The sequence below is a fragment of the Rickettsia asiatica genome, from assembly GCF_007989425.1.
In the GTDB taxonomy this organism is placed as follows: domain Bacteria; phylum Pseudomonadota; class Alphaproteobacteria; order Rickettsiales; family Rickettsiaceae; genus Rickettsia; species Rickettsia helvetica.
Map to the genome: position 1 here is coordinate 918,826 of NZ_AP019563.1, position 20,863 is coordinate 939,688.

Genomic DNA, 20,863 nt, shown 5'->3' on the forward strand with positions numbered 1-20,863 from the left:
CAAGGAGTCTATAAGTTAAGGAACGCAGCATATAATAATACGTGAGTATCCTTGAGCTTATAAGACGACGTAGCCAATTTTTCAAATTAAACGAGTATAGTTAACGTAATTTTAAGGATGATAAACCTATAAGAGCAAATATGACTGAAATAATCCAAAATCTTATTACAACTTTTGATTCTGCCCAGCCGTGTTTTTCAAAATGATGATGGAGCGGTGCCATTTTAAATATTCTTTTTCCTTTAGTAGCTTTAAAATAATACACCTGTAAAATTACGGATGCCGTTTCAATAACAAATAAGCCGCCGACTATGCTTAAGACTATTTCATGCTTAGTAATGACGCTAATAATACCAAGTACACCGCCAAGACTTAAACTACCGGTATCGCCCATAAAAACTTCTGCCGGTTGTGCATTAAACCACAAAAATCCAAGGCAGCTACCGACTAATCCCGCACATAACACCGTTAACTCTCCGGTATTCGGTATATAGGTTAGCTGTAAGTAGTTCGAGTAAATTAGATTTCCTACTAAATAACTTATTAAAGCAAAAGAACCGGCAGTAAAAGCAATAGGAACGGTAGCAAGCCCGTCAAGCCCATCCGTTAGATTCACAGCATTAGAAGAGCCGACTATAACAAATATAGCAAAAACTATATAAAAATAACCAAGATCTAAACTTAAATTTTTAAAAAACGGTACGTTAAGTAAATGGCTTGGATTTTTATCGGTATATTCTAGTATAACACATATGATTAAGCTAATAATTCCTTGCAGCAAAAGCTTACTTTTCCCTCTTACCCCATAATGGTTATTTTTAGTTACCTTAGCATAATCATCCATAAATCCTATAATACCGAAGCTAATAAAACCAAATAACGTAATCCAAATATATTTATTGGTTAAATCGGCAAGTAATAAAGTAGAGAGACAACTAGACAAAATAATCATAATGCCCCCCATAGTCGGAGTACCTGCTTTTATTTGATGTGATTCAGGTCCGTCCAAGCGTATAGGTTGGCCATTTTTTTGAAGAGATCGCAGAAATTTTATTAATATAGGACCTGTGATAAAGCTCAGGCTTAGAGTTATAATCATAGCAAGACCGCTACGAAAAGTAATATAGTGAAATAAATTAGCTATATGTGAATTATGGATGTGAGGAAGTAAAAGATTGTATAACATTTGTAGATTTAAATTAAAAAGTATATTTTGATGTTATTTATTGTTGCACGGATACCAAATCGTTATTGCGAGCGACTAAAAGGAGCATGGCAACCCAGTAAAAAATGCTAAAGATTAGCATTTTTTACTGGGTTGCTTCGTCAATTACTTCGTAATTTCCTCGCAATAATGGACAAACCAAGCCATGCAATATTAGAAATATCCTAGTGTATTTATTTATAATAATCAACAATCTTATCAAGTTTTACACCTCTTGACCCTTTTATTAGGATAAGCTCATTGCCTTCAAATAAATCCGTGATATGCGTAATTAATTCGTCAACATTTTTAAAGTATTTTTTAGCTATTTTGGAAGGTAGTAAATCATAAATATATTTAGTATTTGCTCCTACTAAATAGACCTTAGAACCACCAGCATCTAGTATATACGGTACTAGTTCCTCATGTAGCCGTTTAGAATCCCCCCCTAGCTCTAGCATATCGCCTATTATAGCGGTTTTATTCTCGGCAGGTACTTGTTTTAAATATTCTAATGCAGCTTTCATTGAAGCGGGACTTGCGTTATAGTAATCACAAATTACACGACAATTTTGTATATTGATAATTTCTCCTCTTCCTTTAGTAGGAGAAATATTTGCTAAGTGATTTGCAGCTATCTCTAGATCTTTACCTAATATATCGATAATTAAAAGTACACCAGTATAATTTTCAGTAAAATGCCCAGGAACAAAAGGTATAGTTACATCTAGGGTTTTATTATTTATCTTATACTTTAAATGAACTTGATCTTCTAGCTTCTCATATAAAATTAATTCAGCTGAAGCTTTAGATGATCTACCGAAACTATGTATATTGGTAATAGAAAGGTTTTTTAATATCGATAATATTTTGTTATAGCAATTAGTATCGGCATTAATAATGGCAATATCATTTTTGCTAAAATTTTCAAAAATCTCACATTTAGCTTCAGCTATCTCTTCAAGCGAGTTAAAAAATTCTAAATGAGCTTCCGAAATATTAGTAATCATAGCAATATTCGGCTTTAATATTTGAACTAATTCTCTTATTTCGCCTTTACGGTTCATACCAAACTCAAAAATAGCATATTCCGTATCATCAGGCATTGAAGCAAGATTAATAAGTAATCCCAAGTGATTATTGAAGTTATCTCGGCTAGCAAAAATTAGACCTCTTATATAACTTGCTTCTAACGGTAATTTGTATGTCAATCCGGTACTCATATCCTCACGTACTAAAGTGTACGCTGCGGTTCTGCGTTCCGTGTTTCCTTCAAATTCCTCTTTATTAGCTTCATTATATAAGAGGTCTAATGATTTATCGTTAGTCTCAGTTAGTAAGGTTTTTAAAGCTTCTTTAGTGGAGGTTTTACCGACACTACCGGTGATAGCTATGAATTTAGCTTTTGAATTCTCTCGTTTATATAAAGCCATTTTTTGTAGAACTTCAAAACAATCATCAACTAAAATAATTTTATCTTTATCCGTTATCTCTACTTGCTTACTAACAATTACGGTTGCCGCTCCTTTATCTATTGCATCTAAAACATAATCGTGGCCGTCTCTATTACCTTGAAGTGCTATAAATAAATCACCTTTTTTAACGTCTTTGGAATTAAATTGCACTTCATTACAATTGATAGAATTAGAGATTGTTATACCGAGAGCAGCACTTAAAGTTTTAGAGTTCCAGATCATATATAGTGTTTGTTAACTAATTTCTAAATTAGTTTTCAGAAATTCAGGTGCAAAATCTGCACCGTTAGGCCAAGTAATAGTGTGCAGTTCTTTATCTAGAGTGACCTTATTAAATAAGTTTTTATTTTGAAGAGGTTCAAATATTAAGCCTTTAAGATATTTATATAAATCAATATTTCCTTCTGTACCGTCATCAAAAGCTAGATGAATATAATAATCTTTAATATATTTCACTGATGTGACATGTAACATTTTCTTTACTCCAAGGAGGTAATAGGATTTAATGGGTTCACCATTTTGAGTTTTTTGCCAGTTAACTAGTAATTCTTCTTTATATAAATTAAGCCATTCTATAACCAGTTATAAAGCTCTTTTAGGAAATTTACCATCCATAACTTTACCTTCTAGTGAAACTATAATTTCATAATCACCATATTTGGCATGAAAATGAGGAGGATTATGATCGTGATAGTACATCATAATTACAATACCAAGAAAACGACTAATTACAGGCACATAGTTTCTTTTATAAATAGCCTTTAGTTTAGTACATTTCTATAATTATTTCAAGCTTCAAGCTCGTAAGAATACGGCATTGCCTAAAAAGAATTGCTGAGATAGCCAATACTTCGATGTCATTCCTAGCTAGAAGCAGGAATCCAGAAAAACCTACAAAAAACTTGTTTTTTTAGGTTTATTTGTCAACATTAAGAAGTTATTTTTTGGATTCCTGCTTCCGCGGGAATGACATCGAAAAAATACTCTTCCCTGCAACTTCAGCATCATCAAAAAATATTTTCTTATCGCCGATAATTTGGTAATTTTCATGACCTTTGCCAGCAATTAATAAGATATCGTCTTGTTTTAAATTATTTATACCATATTTAATAGCTTCTTCTCTATTTGCTATTTCAATATAATTTGCTTTATCTATACCGCTTATGATTTCAGCTCTAATAAGCTTTGGGTCTTCATTGCGTGGATTATCATCTGTAATTATGACATGATCAGCGAGTTTTGCGGCTATTTGCCCCATAAGACTTCTCTTTGTCTTATCACGATTACCGCCGCAGCCAAAAATTACGCTTAGCTTACTATCACGTAATTTAATATTTTTCAGCTCTGTTAAAGCTTTTTCAAGAGCATCCGGAGTATGGGCATAATCAACGAAAATATTAGTGTTGCTTATTCGCTGCATTCTGCCTTTTACCGGTTTAACTTCTACTAAAGAATCTATAACTTTATCAAAAGCAAAATCGGTATAATGCACACTAAGAGCAGTAATTAATAAATTACTAGCCTGAAAACTACCGATTATCGGCGTATGAAAATTATATTCTCTATTATTAAATGTAAAATTAATATCCTGTCCTTTTAAAGAACCGTTAATTTTAGTTATTTCTAAATCACCTTTTTTCCCAACGGTTATAAATTGAATATTATTGTTATGTAGGTAATCTTTAACAAACTCTATTTCTTCTATATCGGAATTCAATATTGCAAGACCTCCATGTAATAAATGATCAGTAAATAATTTCAGTTTGGCTAATAAATAATTTTCTTTTGTATGGTGATAATCTAGATGATCCTGACTAAAGCTAGTAAAACATGCGATATTTACTTTTGTTTCCCCAAGCCTTGCTTGGTCAAGACCATGGCTAGAAGCTTCAAAAGCTAAATATTTTATACTGTTTTCAGCTAAATTATGAGCAATTTTTCTAAAGCTTAAATAATCAAGTGTAGTCAACTCCGGTACATCATTTATAAGACTATCACAGCCAAAAATCTCTACACCTATCGTACCTATAGATGCGGCTTTTTCCCCAAGTAATGAATATGTTTGAGCTATATAGGATACTACCGAGCTTTTACCGTTAGTACCGGTTACGGCTATTAGATTCTTTGGTTTTTTAGGATAGAAGATTTCTATAGCTTCATATAAAGCTGCTTGTACATCCTTTACATAGATTATTTTATCTATAACAGTATTTTTTTCATTATCTGTAATTACTAATACTGCACCTTTGCTTAAAGCATCCTTAATAAAATCATTTCCATCGGTATTCTGTCCTTTAATCGTAAAAAAGGCATCATTCTTCTTAATGTTTTTAGAGTTGGTCGACAAACCTTTTACGTTATGTTGTTGGAATAATTGTTTTAAGTTATGGAGCATGTTTATTATGTTAAAAAAGTGTTATTGTCATTGCGAGGAAATTGCATAGCAATTGACGAAGCAATCCAGTAAAAAATTCTGATTTACAGAATTTTTTTATTATTTTTTCTGGATTGCCACGCAGTCTACGACTGCTCGCAATGACGGAGTAGGAATGACATCGAGTCTACACCTCCGATAAATTCCAAAGTAGTTGATTCGCCTCGGTAATCATATTTTTATCTACTAATTTCTTGATATATACTAATTTATTATCCGGTTTGATTTTTGCCTGATTAGAGTAAGTACTAACGAATTTTAAAATTTTATCAGTCATATCGGCATTTTTATAAAATTTAATCACAAACCCGTTATCTCCTGAATCTAAATTCTCAATATTTAACTTAAAGCATAATAGTTTTATTTTTACAATATCAAGTAAATTATTAAATTCAATCGGTAGCGAACCGAATCTATCAATCATCTCATCTTTAAATTTCTCTACTTCTATCTCATTACTTAAATTACCTATTCTTCTATATAGCCCAAGTTTAAGAGCCGAATCGGATACATAATTATCCGGAATAAAGACGGATAATCCCAAATTAATAGTCGGGATAAAGGGTTGTTCTGAAACAACCGGTTCATCTTTAAAAATAGCTATTTGTTCTTCCAGCATTTCTTGATAGAGTTCCGTACCTACTTCTTTAATTTGTCCTGATTGTTCTTCACCTATCAAATTACCGAAGCCTCGTAAATCCATATCATGGCTTGCAATAGTAAAACCTGAGCCTAAAGCACAACTATTTTGTATTATCTCTAAGCGTCTTAAGGAGTGCGATGTCATCTTTTTATGACTTGCTACCGTTAGATAAGCATAGCCTCGCATTTTACCTCGACCTATTCGACCACGCAATTGATATAGCTGACTAAGACCCAGCATATCAGCCTTATGTATGATCATGGTATTTGCCTCGGCTATATCAATTCCTGATTCTATAATAGTAGTTGAGACTAGTATATCGAATTTGCCGGCATAAAACTCGCTCATAACCTCATCAATTTTACTCGGAGTCATTTTTCCGTGAGCTATTTTATAGCTTAATTCCGGCATGATTTGTTTTAATTGTTTTTCGATATCCTCTATATCTTTAATTCTTGGAACTACATAAAAGCTTCTTCCGCCTCTAAAATGTTCGCGTAATAATGCATCTCTGATAATAACGGGATCAAACGGCATAACCGATGTACGAACTTCCAGCCTGTTTAGAGGCGGCGTTGCAATAATGCTAAGTTCTTTTAAACCGGTCATTGACATTTGCAAAGTTCGAGGAATCGGTGTTGCCGACATTGCAAGTACATGGGAAGAGGATTTTAGCGATTTAAGAAATTCTTTTTGACCGACACCGAAATGCTGTTCTTCATCGATTATTAACAATTTCAAATTAAAGAATTTTGTATTGTTATGTAATAAAGAATGAGTGCCTATTATTATATTTATTTTACCGCTTTCAAGTTCCGATCTTATAATCTTTGCTTCTTTAGAACTAACAACGCTAGATAATTGCTTGATATTTAAATCAAAACCCTTGAACCTTTCTATGAACCTTGAAAAATGTTGACTACATAAAATAGTTGTCGGTACAACTACGGCTACTTGAGGTAAATGTTCATTTAGAGATTTTGCTACCATAAAGACGGCACGCATTGCTACTTCAGTTTTACCAAACCCGACATCACCGCATATTAACCTATCCATTAACATACTGCTTCTTAGATCTTCTTTAATATCGTTTATAGCGGTTAACTGGTCTTCCGTTTCACTGAAAGGAAAATTAGCACAAAATTTATCATATTCTTCAAGGTCAAATTCAACGGAAGCACTGCTATTAAGTTTCCTTTTAGCTGCTATTTGTATTAAATGCAGTGCTATCTCTTTTATACGGTTTTTAAGTTTCGCCTTACTTCTTTGCCATGAGACGCTGCCAAGCTTATCAAGCTCCGCATTATCATTGCCGTATTTTTTTATTACCTCTATATTTTCAACGGGTATATATAATTTATCATTACCGGCATATAGAATCTTTAAGAAATCATGCAGTTTACCTTTGATTTCTAAAGCTTCCAGCTTTAAAAACTGCCCTATTCCATGATCTTTGTGTACTACAAACTCACCTTCAGCTAAATTATCAAGCTCCAGCAAGATATTTTTAAGCTTTTTGTTAGTGTTTGTAGAACTAGTTTTTTCTTCTAACAATTCGCTAGCGGTAATAAATAAATATTCTTTAGTATAAAAGCTTTGACTTAAAGGAATTATTCCGACATTTATTACTGAAGCCTTAGCTTCGTCTAATTTATTTATCTCATTATATTTATATTCATAATTTTGGGTGATGCTTTTAACTCTCTCAAGACCGCTTAAAGAAGCTGCACCTATCACAATTTTTCTAGAAGAATGGGCTTTAATAATCTCAAATAATTTATCGAAAACCGTTTTCTTTTCTATAAAACTTGCAGAACTAATATTTTCAATTAAGCTAGCTTGCTCAGAATTTTCATAACTAATCAATATATTGTTTTTTCGTTCTAGTAATTCCGTTATTTCAGAAACGGTAAAATATAAGCTAGTCAGTGAAAGAGTAGGATAGAAACTATTAAATTTAAGTTTATTTGTCTCTGACCTTGCTGAATAAAAATCGTTATAACTATGTTCAAACTCTAAAATGGCTTGTTTTGACAGATTATCGAATATGAAAATAGGATCGTTTAGATAATCTATTAAGTTAGAGCAGGAATCGTAAAATAACGGGAGCAATTGTTCATATCCCGAAAATTTTCTTCCCGATATTACCGCCTCATACAAAGGATTATCAGTATGATTAACTCCAAAACTTCGTAAGTAATTATTCTTAAAATTACCGATTGTTTCAGAGTTTAAAACTATCTCATTTGCAGGACTAATAACGAGTTCCGTACAAGATTTAGTCGAAATTTGCGTATCAATATCAAATTCTTTTATTGATTCAATATAATCCCAGCTAAAATTAATTCTATAAGCTTTAGGACCTGGCAATATTATATCAATTATTTCGCCTCTAACCGCAAATTCCCCGACATCGATGCTACTCGCATTTCTTGTAAAACTATTTTCTACTAGAAACATAGCAAGCTCATCCGTAGTAAATTTTATTTTAGGGGATAATTTCAAAAAATATTTAGAAAAAAAATCTTTCGGGGGTAATTTGTTTAATAAGTTAGCTGCATGAGTGATGAGTAATTTGCCATTACTATTATTTATTGTTAGCTTGGTTAATGTTTCTGCACGTCTAGATAAGATATTTGCATTTGGTGACGTATGATCATAAGGAATGGTATCATAGCTTGGAAAGTAATAAATATTTTCATTAGAAGAAAAAAATAAAACTTGCTTGTATAATTGCAACGCCTCTTCTTCATTACTTGCACTCAAGATAAAATCTTGCTTAAGATTCTTAGTAAAATTATCAATTGCAAAGAAAGATTTGGCAACCGCCGGAAATTTTTGTTGTAACATTCTATAGGAGTTTATATTTTTGCTATTTTGCGTAATTTATCAATTATTTCGGCATCTAGATAAGAAGGAGCAGAAGATTTATTATTAATCCAATTATAAAGATCATTATCATTTTGATCAAGTATTAAAGTATAGCCTTCAAGTTTTTTTTCATCCATTAAGGATAGGTACTTTTCGGCAAAGCTACCGAGTATATAATCCATTTCTCTGCAACCACGATTTTTACTACGGTAAAAAAGTTTCTTTTGTAAAGAGTTTTTATTTAATTTATTCATCTATAACATCTTGCAAAATTTTTTTATAATAATATTATTAAAATTATCAGATACCAAGATCATTTTAAAATGCTTTAATAATTTAAGCACTCTAATAAATCCATTCTACATGGGTAAAATTCTATTAACTTTTATTATCAATAACAGCAGAAAAACATAAATATGTCGGTTCAAAATATCTGTTCTACAAAAGCTTATGATATACTAATTTCAAATGATAATGCTTTTCTTGTAGATGTTAGAACTAGAGAAGAGTGGCAACAAGTGGGGATACCTCATTTAGATAATAAAAATAAGGTGATCTTTCTAAGTTGGCAATTAAATAAAGATTTTGAAGACAATTTTTTATCTATCATTAACGATAAAATCGATGCAATAATATTTTTTCTGTGCCGTTCGGATATAGATCGTTTATCGCAGCAAATTTTATAACTAATATGGGTTATAAAAATTGTTATAATATTAGTGACGGCTTTGAGGGAAATAATCAAGATAAAGGCTGGAAACAAAATAACTTACCGTGGCAGTTTTAAGTGAGTACTAATCAAATAATTTTAACGGATCAAGGTGATAATTATGTAAATGTCTGGAGTCACGTGGCTCAAGATCTTTACAATCATTACGGTGAAACTCTATATAATAGCTGGTTTAGTAAAGTCAATTTTATAGAATCTTCATTAAATACCGTTATTCTTTGTGCACCTACTAATTTTGTTAGAGATTGGATAAAATCCAAGTACTCTATGGTCATATTGCAACTATTTCAACATTATAATAATACCATTAAATCAATTGAAATAATTACTAAAGAGTTACCTGGAACAACCCAAACAGTTATAGAATTACCTACTAAGACTTTTGCCGATATCGGCAGCAGTGAACTTAATTCAGCAAATATCTTTTCAACCCTTGACGTACGTTTTACTTTCGATAATTTTGTGGTTGGAGCCCCAAATGAGCTAGCTTATGCAGCAGCAAGAGCAGTTGCGGAATCATCAGGTGCGGTTTCTGAGTCTAATCCGCTTTTTCTATATGGCGGCGTAGGGCTTGGTAAAACTCATTTAATGCATGCAATCGGTTGGTATATCAAGCAGAATAACCCAAACCGCAAAGTGATATACATGTCGGCAGAAAAATTTATGTATCAGTTTGTTAAAGCTCTGCGTAACAAAGAAGTAATCTCGTTTAAAGAGAAATTTCGCTCAGTTGATGTGTTAATGATTGATGATATTCAATTTATTTGCGGTAAAGATAGTACGCAGGAAGAATTTTTCCATACTTTTAATACATTGATTGATAATAACCGTCAAATGGTTATTTCTTGTGATAGGTCGCCTTCAGATTTAGATAATATTGAAGATCGGATAAAATCTCGTCTTGGATGGGGCTTAGTTGCCGATGTTCATAGCACTACTTATGAGCTGCGACTCGGCATTCTAGAATCTAAGATTGAGCAGATGAATGTTAAAATACCGAAAGACGTAATTGATTTTTTAGCATCTAAAATCGTTTCAAACGTTAGAGAACTTGAAGGAGCTTTAAATAAGGTGATTGCTCATTCTAATTTTACTTTAAAAGAAATTACACTCGAAAATACACAAAATATTTTAAGAGATTTATTACGTTCTAATGAAAGAATAATTACCGTTGAAGATATTCAGAAAAAGGTAGCTAGTCGTTATAATATTAAGTTATCCGATATGTCTTCGTCGCGGAGATTACGAGAAGTTGCAAGACCGCGTCAAATAGCCATGTATCTTAGTAAAGCATTAACGCTGAAAAGCCTTGCAGATATCGGTAAAAAATTCGGTAAAAAAGACCACACGACGGTTATGCATGCTATTAAGAAAGTAGAAGAATTACTGAAAAACGATATAGAATTACGCGAAGAGATTAATTTGCTAATGAAAATATTGCAGAACTAAATGTCATCCCGTGGTCAAGCTGACTTTGTTGCATGGCTCACTTCCACCTCTGTCATCCCGCGACTTGATCGCGGGATCCAGTTAAAAATACTAATAATATTAGTATTTTTAGTTGTTTTCTAGATACTATGGTCAAGCCACGGTATGACATTGAACGGGTTTTTCGATCCACGCAAGCAAGCCTTCGCAGGAATGACATAGATATATACCAAATGCTCTCAAAAAACAATTCAGTAAAAGAACTTTTTTCAAGATTATCCGGAAAATACCGGATTAATAGAATTATGATAATTATGGTTACGGTGAGGGGGTAGCATATTTCCTATCTGAAAGTTTAAATGAATTAATCTATAAAGAGGAATTGCAAATTCACTATAACGACTACGATTATCAAATCCACGCTAATAAAGAATATAGATATATTTTTAAGAATAATAATATTACAAAATATTTTATTGCTCCTGAAAATAGCTTATTTTATCAATTAAAATTTGTTGATACGGATAGTGTATACTCAAATGATTTGGAGAATTGGAATGTAAAACGAGGAGCGAGCACGCACAGCCTATACTTAATAGGTGAGCATGCGAGTCCTCCGAAGTTTTGCAAAAACAATTCTTCAAAGCAGAAGAGTATAAAAGCTGTAGGTAGTCACTTATGCGACAGCGATCAATATAATGCTACCTATATATTTTTAAATCCTGATTCTTTTACTCTTAGCTACCAAGTTCTAGGACCTCAAAAAGACTATAATATTAATACTGTTTTTGATCGTATATAGTATTAGTATGTTCTCCCATTAGTTTAAAATATTTTTTCATACTATCGTCTATAGCAGTTGTTTTTACATCCATATCAGTTGTTTCCAAAGCTTGATTACTATCATCATCATTTTCATTATATATATCTCTTTTTTTAGCAAGGGATAGTTTTAATCTCTTTCTAGACGAGCTAGGAGAAATAGTTTGATTAAATTTTAAGGTAATATCTTTTAATACTTGTTCTTCTACTGTCTTAGTACTTGTGATATATTCAGGTGCATCAATGTCATATCATTCTTTTATTTTATCACATAAAATTTGTAGAATTTCGGGTAATATTTTTTTGATTTCTTTCTTGCGAGATGCTTGTTTTTAAGCTAAAAACTCTTCAATATTTTTTAAGCTTCCAGTAAATTCACAATAAGTTATTTCAATTAAATCCTTTAACCCTTGAGGAAATTCCTTTTTTTCAAGAAGTTTAGTTTTTGTGAACTTTAAATTATGTTCTCCTGCTTTATAAACTAAAGCAGCTAAATTTTTATTTAGTGAATTTAGCAAATATGTAGGGCAATGTTCTAGTTTATTAACTTTTTCTAAAAAATGTTTGATGTCATTGATTTTGATATTATCTATATTTTTGTTTTTATAATTTTGTATTAAAGCTAAAGTATCAAATACCAGTGCTATATTTGCTAATTTATAATTATTTAATTTTTCACTAAGCCATTCTATTAATATATTACCTTCTTTGACCAGTAATCAGATTGCCGTTTTGTACATTTGTAGTGTCATAATCTATTGGACAGGAATTTGGTAACACATATTTATAGTTTTTAAGTATACCCCTTATTTGAGCAATAGTATGTGGTACAAACATAGGAAAAAACTCCTTATTGATAAAAATAGTATATTTTTATCAATAAGTTCTAGAAACATTGGAGCTGTAAATAAGGTTGTATTATTTCTATGTATCTCAACTATAAATAGCAAATGTGTCAACTTTTCAGCAAAGTAATTTAGTTTTCGTGGTAATTCTTCTATATTTTGCGTCGATTCTTTAGCATGTACAACTTCAAATATGCGTTTTATAATAGCACATTTATATTCGTGTTCTTGCTCAAATTTAGATAAAATTTCACCATATTTTCCTAAGCCCGGTACATCTGTTTGTACATTACCGGTTTTATAATGTACTATATGATTAATTGTAAAAGTTTCTTCTTTAGTATTTGTTATCTTACATATAGTAGATAAATCACTGTTTGTTTCTTCTAAAACCCGGTGCTTTAACTGATTTTTATTGTTCCTGCCAATCATTTCAGCAAAAGCTAAAAATCCTTTAGAATTATGTATTGTAAAAATGGGTTCTTACTTGTGCTTTTTAAGTTGATATTACTATTTTGCAATTCTTCTAATAATACTCTTTTGACATGATCAGCAGTAATATTCTTGTTTAAAGTAAATATCTTAGGAATAGAGCAATTTGGATTAAATACGAAATGCAATAGCTTTTGATAATCCGTATCATTGATATTTTCTTTGTTTTCATCTTTAAATAATTTATTAAAATGTTTATTAAAAACAGTTTTGATAATATTAAAATTTTCTTCATAATAATCATTATCTAAGGTTAATATTTCAGATTTAATTTTCTTATAAATATTTCTAATAGTAGAATATTTAAAAAATCTATCGGCTAAATTATGTAATATTAAACCGAGTCTAAGTTTTAATCCTTCAGAAGTACTTATATAATTAATATTTAGTATATTTCTAAGTAAAAAATCAAGATGTTGAGGCGAAGTACAATTTTATTTTATAGGTTAAATTTTATTAAGTTTATATAGATAAATTTATTGACAATTATTAACTTTTATTATATATTGCCGCACAATGTAAATCTTTACGGTATTGTTATGGCAGAAAAAATTGATAATGCAAAAACTAATAGAGTACTTGCACTTTCCGGCGGTGGAATTAAAGGTATATCCGAGTTAATGGTACTTATAGAAATCGAGGAGAGAACAGGAAAATCTATTTCTGAACTATTTCCTATTATTTCCGGTACTAGTGTCGGTGGTCTTATCGCTGCATTATTAACAATTCCGAAAGAACCAGGTTCAAAAGAAGCAAAATATAGTGCTAGAAAAGCCCTTGAGATATTTAAGTCGAGTGCAAGTGATATATTTCCTGATACTTCCTTAGGTTCAGTTAAGCAGTTATTTACTCATAAATATAGTCAGAAGCCTTTAAAAGAATTATTAGAAAAATATTTAGGCGATAATAGAATGGACAATACTACTTCCCGCCTTGTTATTCCAGTAAATGATTTGACTACTAACGGTGGAGAATTGGCAATTTTTGACAGCTTTCACGGTTATAGCCCTCATGTTAGGGTAAAAGACGTATTACTTGCAACAACAGCGGCACCTACATATTTTAAACCTATTATGGATCAAGCGGCCATGCAAGGATATGATTATGCTTCAGGTACTCCTTATGCATATGCAGATGGGGGACTCGATGCTAACAGACCGGCAAACGAAGTTTTAAAGTTGCTTAAAAAAGGTTATATACATAAAGAGCAAAATCATATACGCGAAGAGAAAACCCTCACACGTGAAGAGCAGAAAGAGATATTAGATAATACTATGGTTTGTGCATTCAATTTCAGTAATGACATCGAACCTACGAGTGCCATACCTAAAATCGGCTTTGACGGAGTAATAGGTTGGCTTGTGAAAGGAAAATTAGTAAGCAGACTTATGAACAATATGGAAAATTCTTCCACTATCGAGGTTAAAAATGATTTACCAGGAGAAGATGAATTTTTTGAAATAGGATTACCTATTACTAAAAAGACTGCAAGTTTAGATGATGCAAGTCCTAAAAATATTGAAAGATTAGAAGAAATAGGACGTAAATATGTGCAGGAGAATAACGAATTAATTCAAAAATTATGCGATAACTTGCTTGATAATTTACATAAAGAACAAGCGACTAATCAAACTGTAGATTTGATAGATGAAGGCTTTGAAGAAGAAGAGAATATAGAAAACAATAAAGAGGCAATTAATAAACCGATAGCTCAAGCTCTAGACTCTGATGATGAAGGTTTTGAAGAAGATACAGAGTATGAAAAAGAAGAATTATTAACCGGCATTAAGAAATTTTTCAATGCATTTAGTGAGCAGAATCCAACGTTAAAAAACGATATAGATAACTTTTTACAGAAAGCAGAAAATTATACATTAGAAAAAATTAAAGAGTGTATTGTCAGTTTTGAAAAAGCTAGTTTAAAATGGCAAAGCGAGCAGAATAACCTTGATGTATTTAGTAGCTGTAGTATGGAAGCCTTAAAAGAGGATATTACTCTTGAGGGTGAAGAGCATACAGATGATGTACCAGGTTATAATGAGATTGTAGCATAATATTCTTTTGCCTCCCTAATAAAGAGAGGAATTAAAAATTCTTAATGTCATTCCCGCGAAAGCGGGAATGACATTAAACGAGCCATGCAACAACGCCCACAGCTGCTCGCAATGACAACACCTGTTTTTAGTTAGGAATACTTGACTTTTTCTTATATAAAACCCAAATACAGTAAAACGAAATAGCAGAGCTAATACTTAAAACGAAGCAAAATTGCTTATCGTTTCGCTGTGTATTTTAGAAACCAAATAAGTTACAGCAACGATAACTACGTAGTATATTGCACCGAATATTGAGCCGGCCAGTACCTGTTACTTTAGCATCATCCTCCAGTGCATAACGAAGCGTCATAGGGATAAGTAGATTATGCCCAACCATATGAATCATCATCGGTGCAAATATCATAGCGATTGCAAGACTTTGATTAGCTGAAACAAATAACTTTTTTATCCTGTACGAGAATGACATCTATAAGCTAGGATAATAATACTTTAAGTATTTAAATATTAAACCTAAAATGTACTATATCCCCGTCCTGCATTTTATATTCTTTACCCTCTAAACGCATTTTGCCTACTTCCTTGGCTTTTGCTTCACTACCGAGATTTATATAATCTTCATAGCTGATAACTTCGGCTCTAATAAAGCCTTTTTCAAAGTCGGTGTGAATAATACCGGCGGCGGCAGGTGCAAGTGTACCGTCTTTAAAAGTCCAGCTATGAGCTTCTTTAGGACCTATGGTAAAAAAGCTTTTAAGGTTTAAGAGATTATACCCTTCTTTAATGACTTTACTAAGCCCTGTTTCATCTAAACCTATAAATTTTAAGAACTCTTCTTTTTCTTCCATGTTTTCAAGTAAAGCAATCTCAGCCTCTATTTTTGAAGAAATTACAACGCTTTTAGCATTTTCTTTCTTTGCTCTTTCTGCTACTAATTTTGTAAATTCATTACCGACAACGGCATCTTGTTCAAGTACGTTACATACATATAAAACGGGCTTAGAGGTAATTAACTGCAATTGCTTTAAATTATCAACTCCTAAAGCTTCATTTAATACTCTTGCAGGTTTACCGTCTGCCAGTACTTTATAAACCTCTTTTAACGGCTCTATCTGCTCTGCCATTGTTTTATCGCCTGACTTCAAGCGTTTTTCACTTGTTGCTAAACGCTTTTCAACCGATTCTATATCGGCAAGTATTAACTCCGTTTCAATAATCTCGAGGTCATGTAACGGATCGACTTTATTATGTACGTGCGTTATATCCTCATCTTCAAAGCAACGCAGTACGTGCAGTATTGCATCGACTTCCCTGATATGAGATAAGAATTTATTACCAAGCCCCTCCCCTTTACTTGCTCCTTTAACAAGCCCTGCAATGTCAACAAACTCAATATAAGACGGAATAATTTTACCGCTTCCGGCTAAATTTGCTAGTTTATGTAAACGCTCATCCGGCACTAAAACTTTGCTGCTATTAGGCTCAATAGTACAAAACGGATAATTAGCGGCATCCGCAGCCTGGCTTGTCGTTAAGGCATTAAATAACGTCGACTTACCGACATTCGGTAACCCAACAATTCCAAGTTTTAGTGTCATAAATTTTTCCGTAAATAATACATTATAGAATCTTTTTCGTAACCGTGCATAGCAAATTCAATTTTATACCCCAGTTTCTCATAAAACGGTTTTGCTTGGAAGTCCATAGTAACAAGATGAATAAAATTACAGCCTCGTTCACGTGCTAAATCCTCGGCCTTTTGCATTAGTAAAGTACCGTAATTTTGGTTTCTTATATTTTCATTAACAAAAAGTGAATCAATATAAAATCCCCCTCTAAGAACTCATACCGCTAATTCCTGCAACAAAATTTTTATCCTGATCTAAACAGGAAAATGAAAAAGATTCAATATCTCCTACTAACCCCTTTTTTTCTCTAGCATCTTTGTTCAAAGCCTCAATAATTATAGTTCTATGAGTTCTATCCATTTCATCAGCATAAACAATTTCAAAATCTTGCTTCATAAATTTTTCCTTTCTATGTCGTTCCCGCGTGGCATTATTGCGTGGATCGGTTTATCCGTCATTGCGAGGAAAATTACGAAGTAATTGACGAAGCAATCTCAGGAGTTTTTTATTATTTCCTGAGATTGCCACGCAGCCTACGGCTGCTCGCAATGACGATTTTGGTATACATTAAATGCCTCTAACTTATTTTCTAATATCAAACCAAAATTATTAGCTATTTTATCTATAGCTTGCAACGCTGTTTCATACTCCGGTTTAGAGAAATTATTAAGTACGTAATCTGCTATATCCTGATTATTTTGCGGTCTACCGACTCCAATTCTAATCCGGTTATAATTATTACCTATAACCTCATCAATCGACTTTAAACCGTTATGCCCACCGTTACCGCCACCCGTTTTAAATTTTATTCTACCTGTTTCTAAATCAATATCATCATGAATAACAAAGATTTTTGCGGGGTGGATATTATAATATGTTTTCACCGATATCACTGACTTACCGGATAAATTCATGTAAGTAGTAGGCTTTATAAAAATTATCTTTTGTCCACCCTTAGTATTTTCAGCAATCTCGCAATTGAATTTTTTCTTTGTACTAAATGATGAATTATATTGCTCTGCTATTTTCTCTATAGCAATAAAACCAATATTATGCCTCGTATATTGATACTCTTTTCCCAGATTACCAAGACCAATAACAAGAATCATAATAATTTACCTAAAATAAATGTGATGGAAAATTTTTGAAGAAATATGATTTGGAAGAAGTGTATGAACATTCAGAATGTCATTCCTGCGTATGCGGGAACCCAGTAAAACCTAAAAAAACTAGTTTTTTTAGGTTTATTTTGTCAATAATGTGTAGCAATATTAAGGCTATTTTCTGGATTCCCGCATACGCAGGAGTGACATAAAACGCGCTAACCAATAACGCCTACGACTCCTCGCAATGACGAAAAAACCAGCCCATGCAACGTCCTCTGCCGGAGCGATGTTACTTCCCTGCTTCAGCGGCTTGTTGTTCCCCTTCAGCTTCGGTTTTTGCTCCTCTACGTCCTATAATCGTTGCAAGAACAAATTCTTTTTTTGTAGCAAAACTACATCCTTTCGGTAATTCTATTTTTGAAGATTTTAGCGAAGTAGCAATAGGCATATTGGTAACGTCGATAGTTACGTTTCTTGGGATATTATTAACATCACATAATAAAGTCACTCTTCTTTTTACTATATTAAAATACCCGCCTCTTTTAACGCCCAAAGCTCTTTCTTTCCCTTCATATACTACAGGTACTTCCATTTTTTGGGTTTTTTCTTCTAAAAAGACAAAATCCACATGGCGTACTATATCCGTCACGGGATGCAACTCCACAGCTTTCGGTAATACTTTATATTGTTTCTTATCAATTGTTAAATTAATTAACTGAGAGATAAAAGCCGGCTTTCTATAATATTTAGTTATTTCCTTTTCTTCTAAAGAAATACTAACAGGTGTTTTACCCGCTCCGTAAATAATAGCCGGGACACGCCCTTCTCTTCTCAATGCTCTTGCTGCTCCCGTACCGAATTCCGTGCGGGATTTCGCTTCAAGTTCTAATATTTTACTCATTTCTCTAAATACTCTAGCTTTAAAATAGATTATAATAGTTGTAAGTAATAAAAAATTCAAGACATATTTGTAAAATACCCAATATACTTTACTCAATTCCCAAAAATTTGTGAGTTTGTAAAGATAACCTAGCACCGCTTTCTAGTACTAATTTTACTGCTAACTCATTATTTTCGTCATTAAGTCTTTGGTCGTTTTGATCCATAGGTTGAATAAAAACCGGTATATTATAAGCTATTTGTCCTACTTCCGGAATGAAACTATATTCCATAATATTTTTAGCAACGATAAATTTCACCGCACTAATTTTAGGCAGTAAATCTTCTCTTATTTTACTATAACCGTTTTTACCCGCTTTCGGCGAACAAATTATAGACACTTCATTTGGCAAAGAGCGATATAACGTACCGTTAGTCTCTATTTGGACTTTAAAATCCAGATCTAGTAACTTCCAGCATAATAATTCTATAGGTTGACGCATCGGCTCACCGCCGGTTATTACTACTAAATTAATTGATTTTTCATTTTTAGAATTTAATACCAAGCCTTCTACTTTATTTAAAATCTTATCTATATCTACTAACTCAAAATCCTCAAACTCCGTATCACAAAAATTACAAGCAAGATTACATCCCCCAAGCCTAATAAAGATCGCAGGGCAACCTACAAAAATGCCCTCCCCTTGTATAGTCTTAAAAATAGACTGTACCTCTAACTTAGTACCGTCACCGTTTAATATGCTTCTTTTAGGATTTTGTCCGAACATTTTCAGTACTAATATGTATTCAGCATCCCCATTATAGCAAATAGCTTAAAAAAATAATAGAGTTGTTTGCTCAATAAAAATTTAATCGAGTTCTACAATATTATTCATAGGTGCATCACCTAAAGGAGTTATCTCTAACTTATCATTTATAATAAAAGGCTGATAACTCTTTCCTGATTCTAATATTACTGATTCTGAATTTTTATTACATGTAAATTTAATATAAGGGCTAGTTTCAAACAATCCGAGCATTTCAGCATTTACTCCAACGCTGCTACCTTCAGGGATATGAAATTTAACCGCATCCCCATGTTTTATATTGAACTTGAAGTTAGTATCAGTAGGAGCTGCAAAAAAATTAGTGTTTTTCATAGAATTTTAATTTTAGATTGAATTTACACCTAGAATATGAATTTTTCTTAAAAAATCAATAACTAATTTAGTTTTAATTAAAAATTTATTTACTGATAGTATCTATGTTAAGGTGCGTATATAAGCCTTAAAAAAAAACTTGCAATAATTAATAAAAAAACTATTATCTAGGTTTCATCGGTAATATGGCTTTGGTATGCCTAAATATTACCGGCAAATCTAGAAATACCAAAATAAGGAAAAATTATGCCTAAATTAAAGACCAAATCCGCTGTAAAGAAGCGTTTTCAACTTACTGCTAGCGGCAAGGTTATTGCATCTCAAGCACGTAAAAACCACTTTAGACGTCGTCGTACTAAAGCTCAAATTCGTAACCTTAGAGGAACTACAATACTTTGTCCTCAAGACGGATATAATATTAAAAAATATTTTTTACCGTACGGTATAAATTAATTAATTAGGAGCTACAGCAATGACACGTGCAAAATCAGGAAAAATTGCCAAAAATCGACATAAAAAAATCCTCAAATTAGCCAAAGGCTATAGAGGTAGAGCTAATAGCTGTTTTAGAGTAGCTATTGAAAAAGTAGAAAAAGCCCTCCAGTATGCTTATAGAGATCGTAGAAACCGTAAGCGTGATTTTAGAGGCTTATGGATTCAAAGAATAAATGCAGCAGTAAGAGAACATGGGCTTGTTTACTCTCAATTTATGGGAGCTCTTAAAAAAGCAGAAATTGATATAGATCGTAAAGTACTTGCAGAACTTGCTGTCAATAACAGTGACGGATTCGCAAGTATCATAGAAAAAGCAAAAGCACATATTTAGTTTAATTATCATCCCGTGGTCAACCACGGGATCTCAGGACACAGGCTGTGATACAAGATCCTGTAAAGAGACCATGGGATGATATGTTTATAACAATTAATTTTTATTTTCGTTCGGTATAAATATTATGAAACGTACATTTCAACCTAGCAACTTAGTTAGAAAAAGAAGACATGGTTTTAGAACTAGAATGGCTACTCCATCCGGAAGAACAATCTTAAGAAGACGCCGTGCTAAAGGTAGACATAAATTATCTGCTTAAAATA

The 20,863-nt window shown here is 32.3% G+C and carries 21 protein-coding genes and 4 pseudogenes; 7 read left to right on the plus strand and 18 right to left on the minus strand.

Translation table 11 applies throughout. From position 1 onward, the window contains the following. Positions 1-100: 100 nt before the first annotated feature. The 8 genes and pseudogenes from mraY to RAS_RS05455 all read right to left on the minus strand — a co-directional run bounded on the left by mraY (position 101) and on the right by RAS_RS05455 (position 8,881). Complete coding sequence (mraY, locus tag RAS_RS05425) at positions 101-1,186, minus strand: phospho-N-acetylmuramoyl-pentapeptide-transferase (protein WP_147143049.1); 1,086 nt, start codon at positions 1,184-1,186, stop codon at positions 101-103. Positions 1,187-1,398: 212 nt separating this feature from the next. Beyond that, complete coding sequence (murF, locus tag RAS_RS05430) at positions 1,399-2,901, minus strand: UDP-N-acetylmuramoyl-tripeptide--D-alanyl-D-alanine ligase (RefSeq protein WP_147143052.1); 1,503 nt, start codon at positions 2,899-2,901, stop codon at positions 1,399-1,401. Positions 2,902-2,913: 12 nt separating this feature from the next. Next, positions 2,914-3,153, minus strand: coding sequence for a DUF2442 domain-containing protein (locus tag RAS_RS05435; RefSeq protein ID WP_147143054.1), 240 nt, complete (start codon positions 3,151-3,153; stop codon positions 2,914-2,916). Between the two features lie 108 nt (positions 3,154-3,261). Next, entirely contained in the window at positions 3,262-3,417 is a 156-nt protein-coding gene (locus RAS_RS05440) for a DUF4160 domain-containing protein (protein WP_147143057.1), read from the minus strand. A 199-nt stretch (positions 3,418-3,616) separates the two neighbouring features. Then, a complete protein-coding gene (locus RAS_RS05445; RefSeq protein ID WP_147143060.1) occupies positions 3,617-5,074 on the minus strand; it encodes a UDP-N-acetylmuramoyl-L-alanyl-D-glutamate--2,6-diaminopimelate ligase in 1,458 nt (485 codons plus the stop codon). A gap of 11 nt (positions 5,075-5,085) precedes the next feature. Next, positions 5,086-5,216, minus strand: a pseudogene (locus tag RAS_RS09940) (zinc ABC transporter substrate-binding protein); the annotation flags it as partial. A gap of 24 nt (positions 5,217-5,240) precedes the next feature. Beyond that, positions 5,241-8,606, minus strand: coding sequence for a transcription-repair coupling factor (gene mfd, locus RAS_RS05450; RefSeq protein WP_147143063.1), 3,366 nt, complete (start codon positions 8,604-8,606; stop codon positions 5,241-5,243). 11 nt (positions 8,607-8,617) lie between these two features. Beyond that, entirely contained in the window at positions 8,618-8,881 is a 264-nt protein-coding gene (locus tag RAS_RS05455; RefSeq protein ID WP_010421957.1) for an FAD assembly factor SdhE, read from the minus strand. Between the two features lie 162 nt (positions 8,882-9,043). On the opposite strand from RAS_RS05455, the pseudogene RAS_RS05460 reads away from it, so the two are divergent. The 3 genes and pseudogenes from RAS_RS05460 to RAS_RS08650 all read left to right on the plus strand — a co-directional run bounded on the left by RAS_RS05460 (position 9,044) and on the right by RAS_RS08650 (position 11,587). Continuing rightward, positions 9,044-9,414 (plus strand): annotated as a pseudogene (locus RAS_RS05460) (rhodanese-like domain-containing protein). Continuing rightward, a complete protein-coding gene (dnaA, locus tag RAS_RS05470; protein WP_147143069.1) occupies positions 9,415-10,806 on the plus strand; it encodes a chromosomal replication initiator protein DnaA in 1,392 nt (463 codons plus the stop codon). A 361-nt stretch (positions 10,807-11,167) separates the two neighbouring features. After that, a complete protein-coding gene (locus RAS_RS08650; protein ID WP_197734690.1) occupies positions 11,168-11,587 on the plus strand; it encodes a DUF6314 family protein in 420 nt (139 codons plus the stop codon). A 352-nt stretch (positions 11,588-11,939) separates the two neighbouring features. On the opposite strand, the gene RAS_RS05490 is transcribed toward RAS_RS08650, so the two are convergent. Both RAS_RS05490 and RAS_RS09945 read right to left on the minus strand, forming a co-directional pair. Further along, positions 11,940-12,125, minus strand: a complete 186-nt coding sequence (locus tag RAS_RS05490) for a hypothetical protein (RefSeq protein ID WP_232049167.1) — start codon at positions 12,123-12,125, stop codon at positions 11,940-11,942. Between the two features lie 288 nt (positions 12,126-12,413). Continuing rightward, positions 12,414-12,884, minus strand: coding sequence for a hypothetical protein (locus tag RAS_RS09945; RefSeq protein ID WP_232049168.1), 471 nt, complete (start codon positions 12,882-12,884; stop codon positions 12,414-12,416). 599 nt (positions 12,885-13,483) lie between these two features. On the opposite strand from RAS_RS09945, the gene RAS_RS05505 reads away from it, so the two are divergent. Further along, positions 13,484-14,998, plus strand: coding sequence for a patatin-like phospholipase family protein (locus RAS_RS05505; protein WP_172616137.1), 1,515 nt, complete (start codon positions 13,484-13,486; stop codon positions 14,996-14,998). Between the two features lie 127 nt (positions 14,999-15,125). On the opposite strand, the pseudogene RAS_RS09950 reads toward RAS_RS05505, so the two are convergent. From RAS_RS09950 to RAS_RS05545, 8 genes and pseudogenes are all read right to left on the minus strand, one after another. Continuing rightward, positions 15,126-15,416, minus strand: a pseudogene (locus tag RAS_RS09950) (Bcr/CflA family multidrug efflux MFS transporter); the annotation flags it as partial. 82 nt (positions 15,417-15,498) lie between these two features. Beyond that, the gene (gene ychF / locus RAS_RS05515) at positions 15,499-16,596 is read right to left on the minus strand and encodes a redox-regulated ATPase YchF (RefSeq protein WP_147143072.1); all 1,098 of its coding nucleotides are present in this window, start codon (positions 16,594-16,596) and stop codon (positions 15,499-15,501) included. Further along, positions 16,593-16,793 (minus strand): GNAT family N-acetyltransferase, encoded by a 201-nt coding sequence (locus RAS_RS05520; protein ID WP_232049367.1) that lies wholly within the window; start codon positions 16,791-16,793, stop codon positions 16,593-16,595. Before RAS_RS05520 ends, ychF begins: the two co-directional genes overlap by 4 nt. Then, positions 16,790-17,022: pseudogene (locus RAS_RS05525) on the minus strand (acetyltransferase). The gene RAS_RS05520 and the pseudogene RAS_RS05525 overlap by 4 nt, the downstream one beginning before the upstream one ends. Before the next feature lie 137 nt (positions 17,023-17,159). Further along, positions 17,160-17,735 (minus strand): aminoacyl-tRNA hydrolase, encoded by a 576-nt coding sequence (gene pth, locus RAS_RS05530; RefSeq protein ID WP_147143078.1) that lies wholly within the window; start codon positions 17,733-17,735, stop codon positions 17,160-17,162. A 286-nt stretch (positions 17,736-18,021) separates the two neighbouring features. After that, positions 18,022-18,633: a 50S ribosomal protein L25/general stress protein Ctc gene (locus RAS_RS05535; RefSeq protein WP_147143081.1), complete on the minus strand. Its 612-nt coding sequence runs from the start codon at positions 18,631-18,633 to the stop codon at positions 18,022-18,024. A gap of 88 nt (positions 18,634-18,721) precedes the next feature. Further along, positions 18,722-19,399: a 7-carboxy-7-deazaguanine synthase QueE gene (locus RAS_RS05540; RefSeq protein WP_010421922.1), complete on the minus strand. Its 678-nt coding sequence runs from the start codon at positions 19,397-19,399 to the stop codon at positions 18,722-18,724. Between the two features lie 81 nt (positions 19,400-19,480). Continuing rightward, complete coding sequence (locus RAS_RS05545) at positions 19,481-19,771, minus strand: hypothetical protein (protein ID WP_147143085.1); 291 nt, start codon at positions 19,769-19,771, stop codon at positions 19,481-19,483. A 246-nt stretch (positions 19,772-20,017) separates the two neighbouring features. Between RAS_RS05545 and rpmI the strand changes: the two genes are divergently transcribed. The 3 genes from rpmI (at position 20,018) to rpmH (ending at position 20,859) form a co-directional block, all read left to right on the plus strand. Continuing rightward, positions 20,018-20,224, plus strand: a complete 207-nt coding sequence (gene rpmI, locus RAS_RS05550) for a 50S ribosomal protein L35 (RefSeq protein ID WP_010421919.1) — start codon at positions 20,018-20,020, stop codon at positions 20,222-20,224. Positions 20,225-20,243: 19 nt separating this feature from the next. Then, a complete protein-coding gene (gene rplT / locus RAS_RS05555) occupies positions 20,244-20,597 on the plus strand; it encodes a 50S ribosomal protein L20 (protein WP_010421917.1) in 354 nt (117 codons plus the stop codon). 127 nt (positions 20,598-20,724) lie between these two features. After that, complete coding sequence (gene rpmH, locus RAS_RS05560; RefSeq protein WP_010421915.1) at positions 20,725-20,859, plus strand: 50S ribosomal protein L34; 135 nt, start codon at positions 20,725-20,727, stop codon at positions 20,857-20,859. Positions 20,860-20,863: the final 4 nt, after the last annotated feature.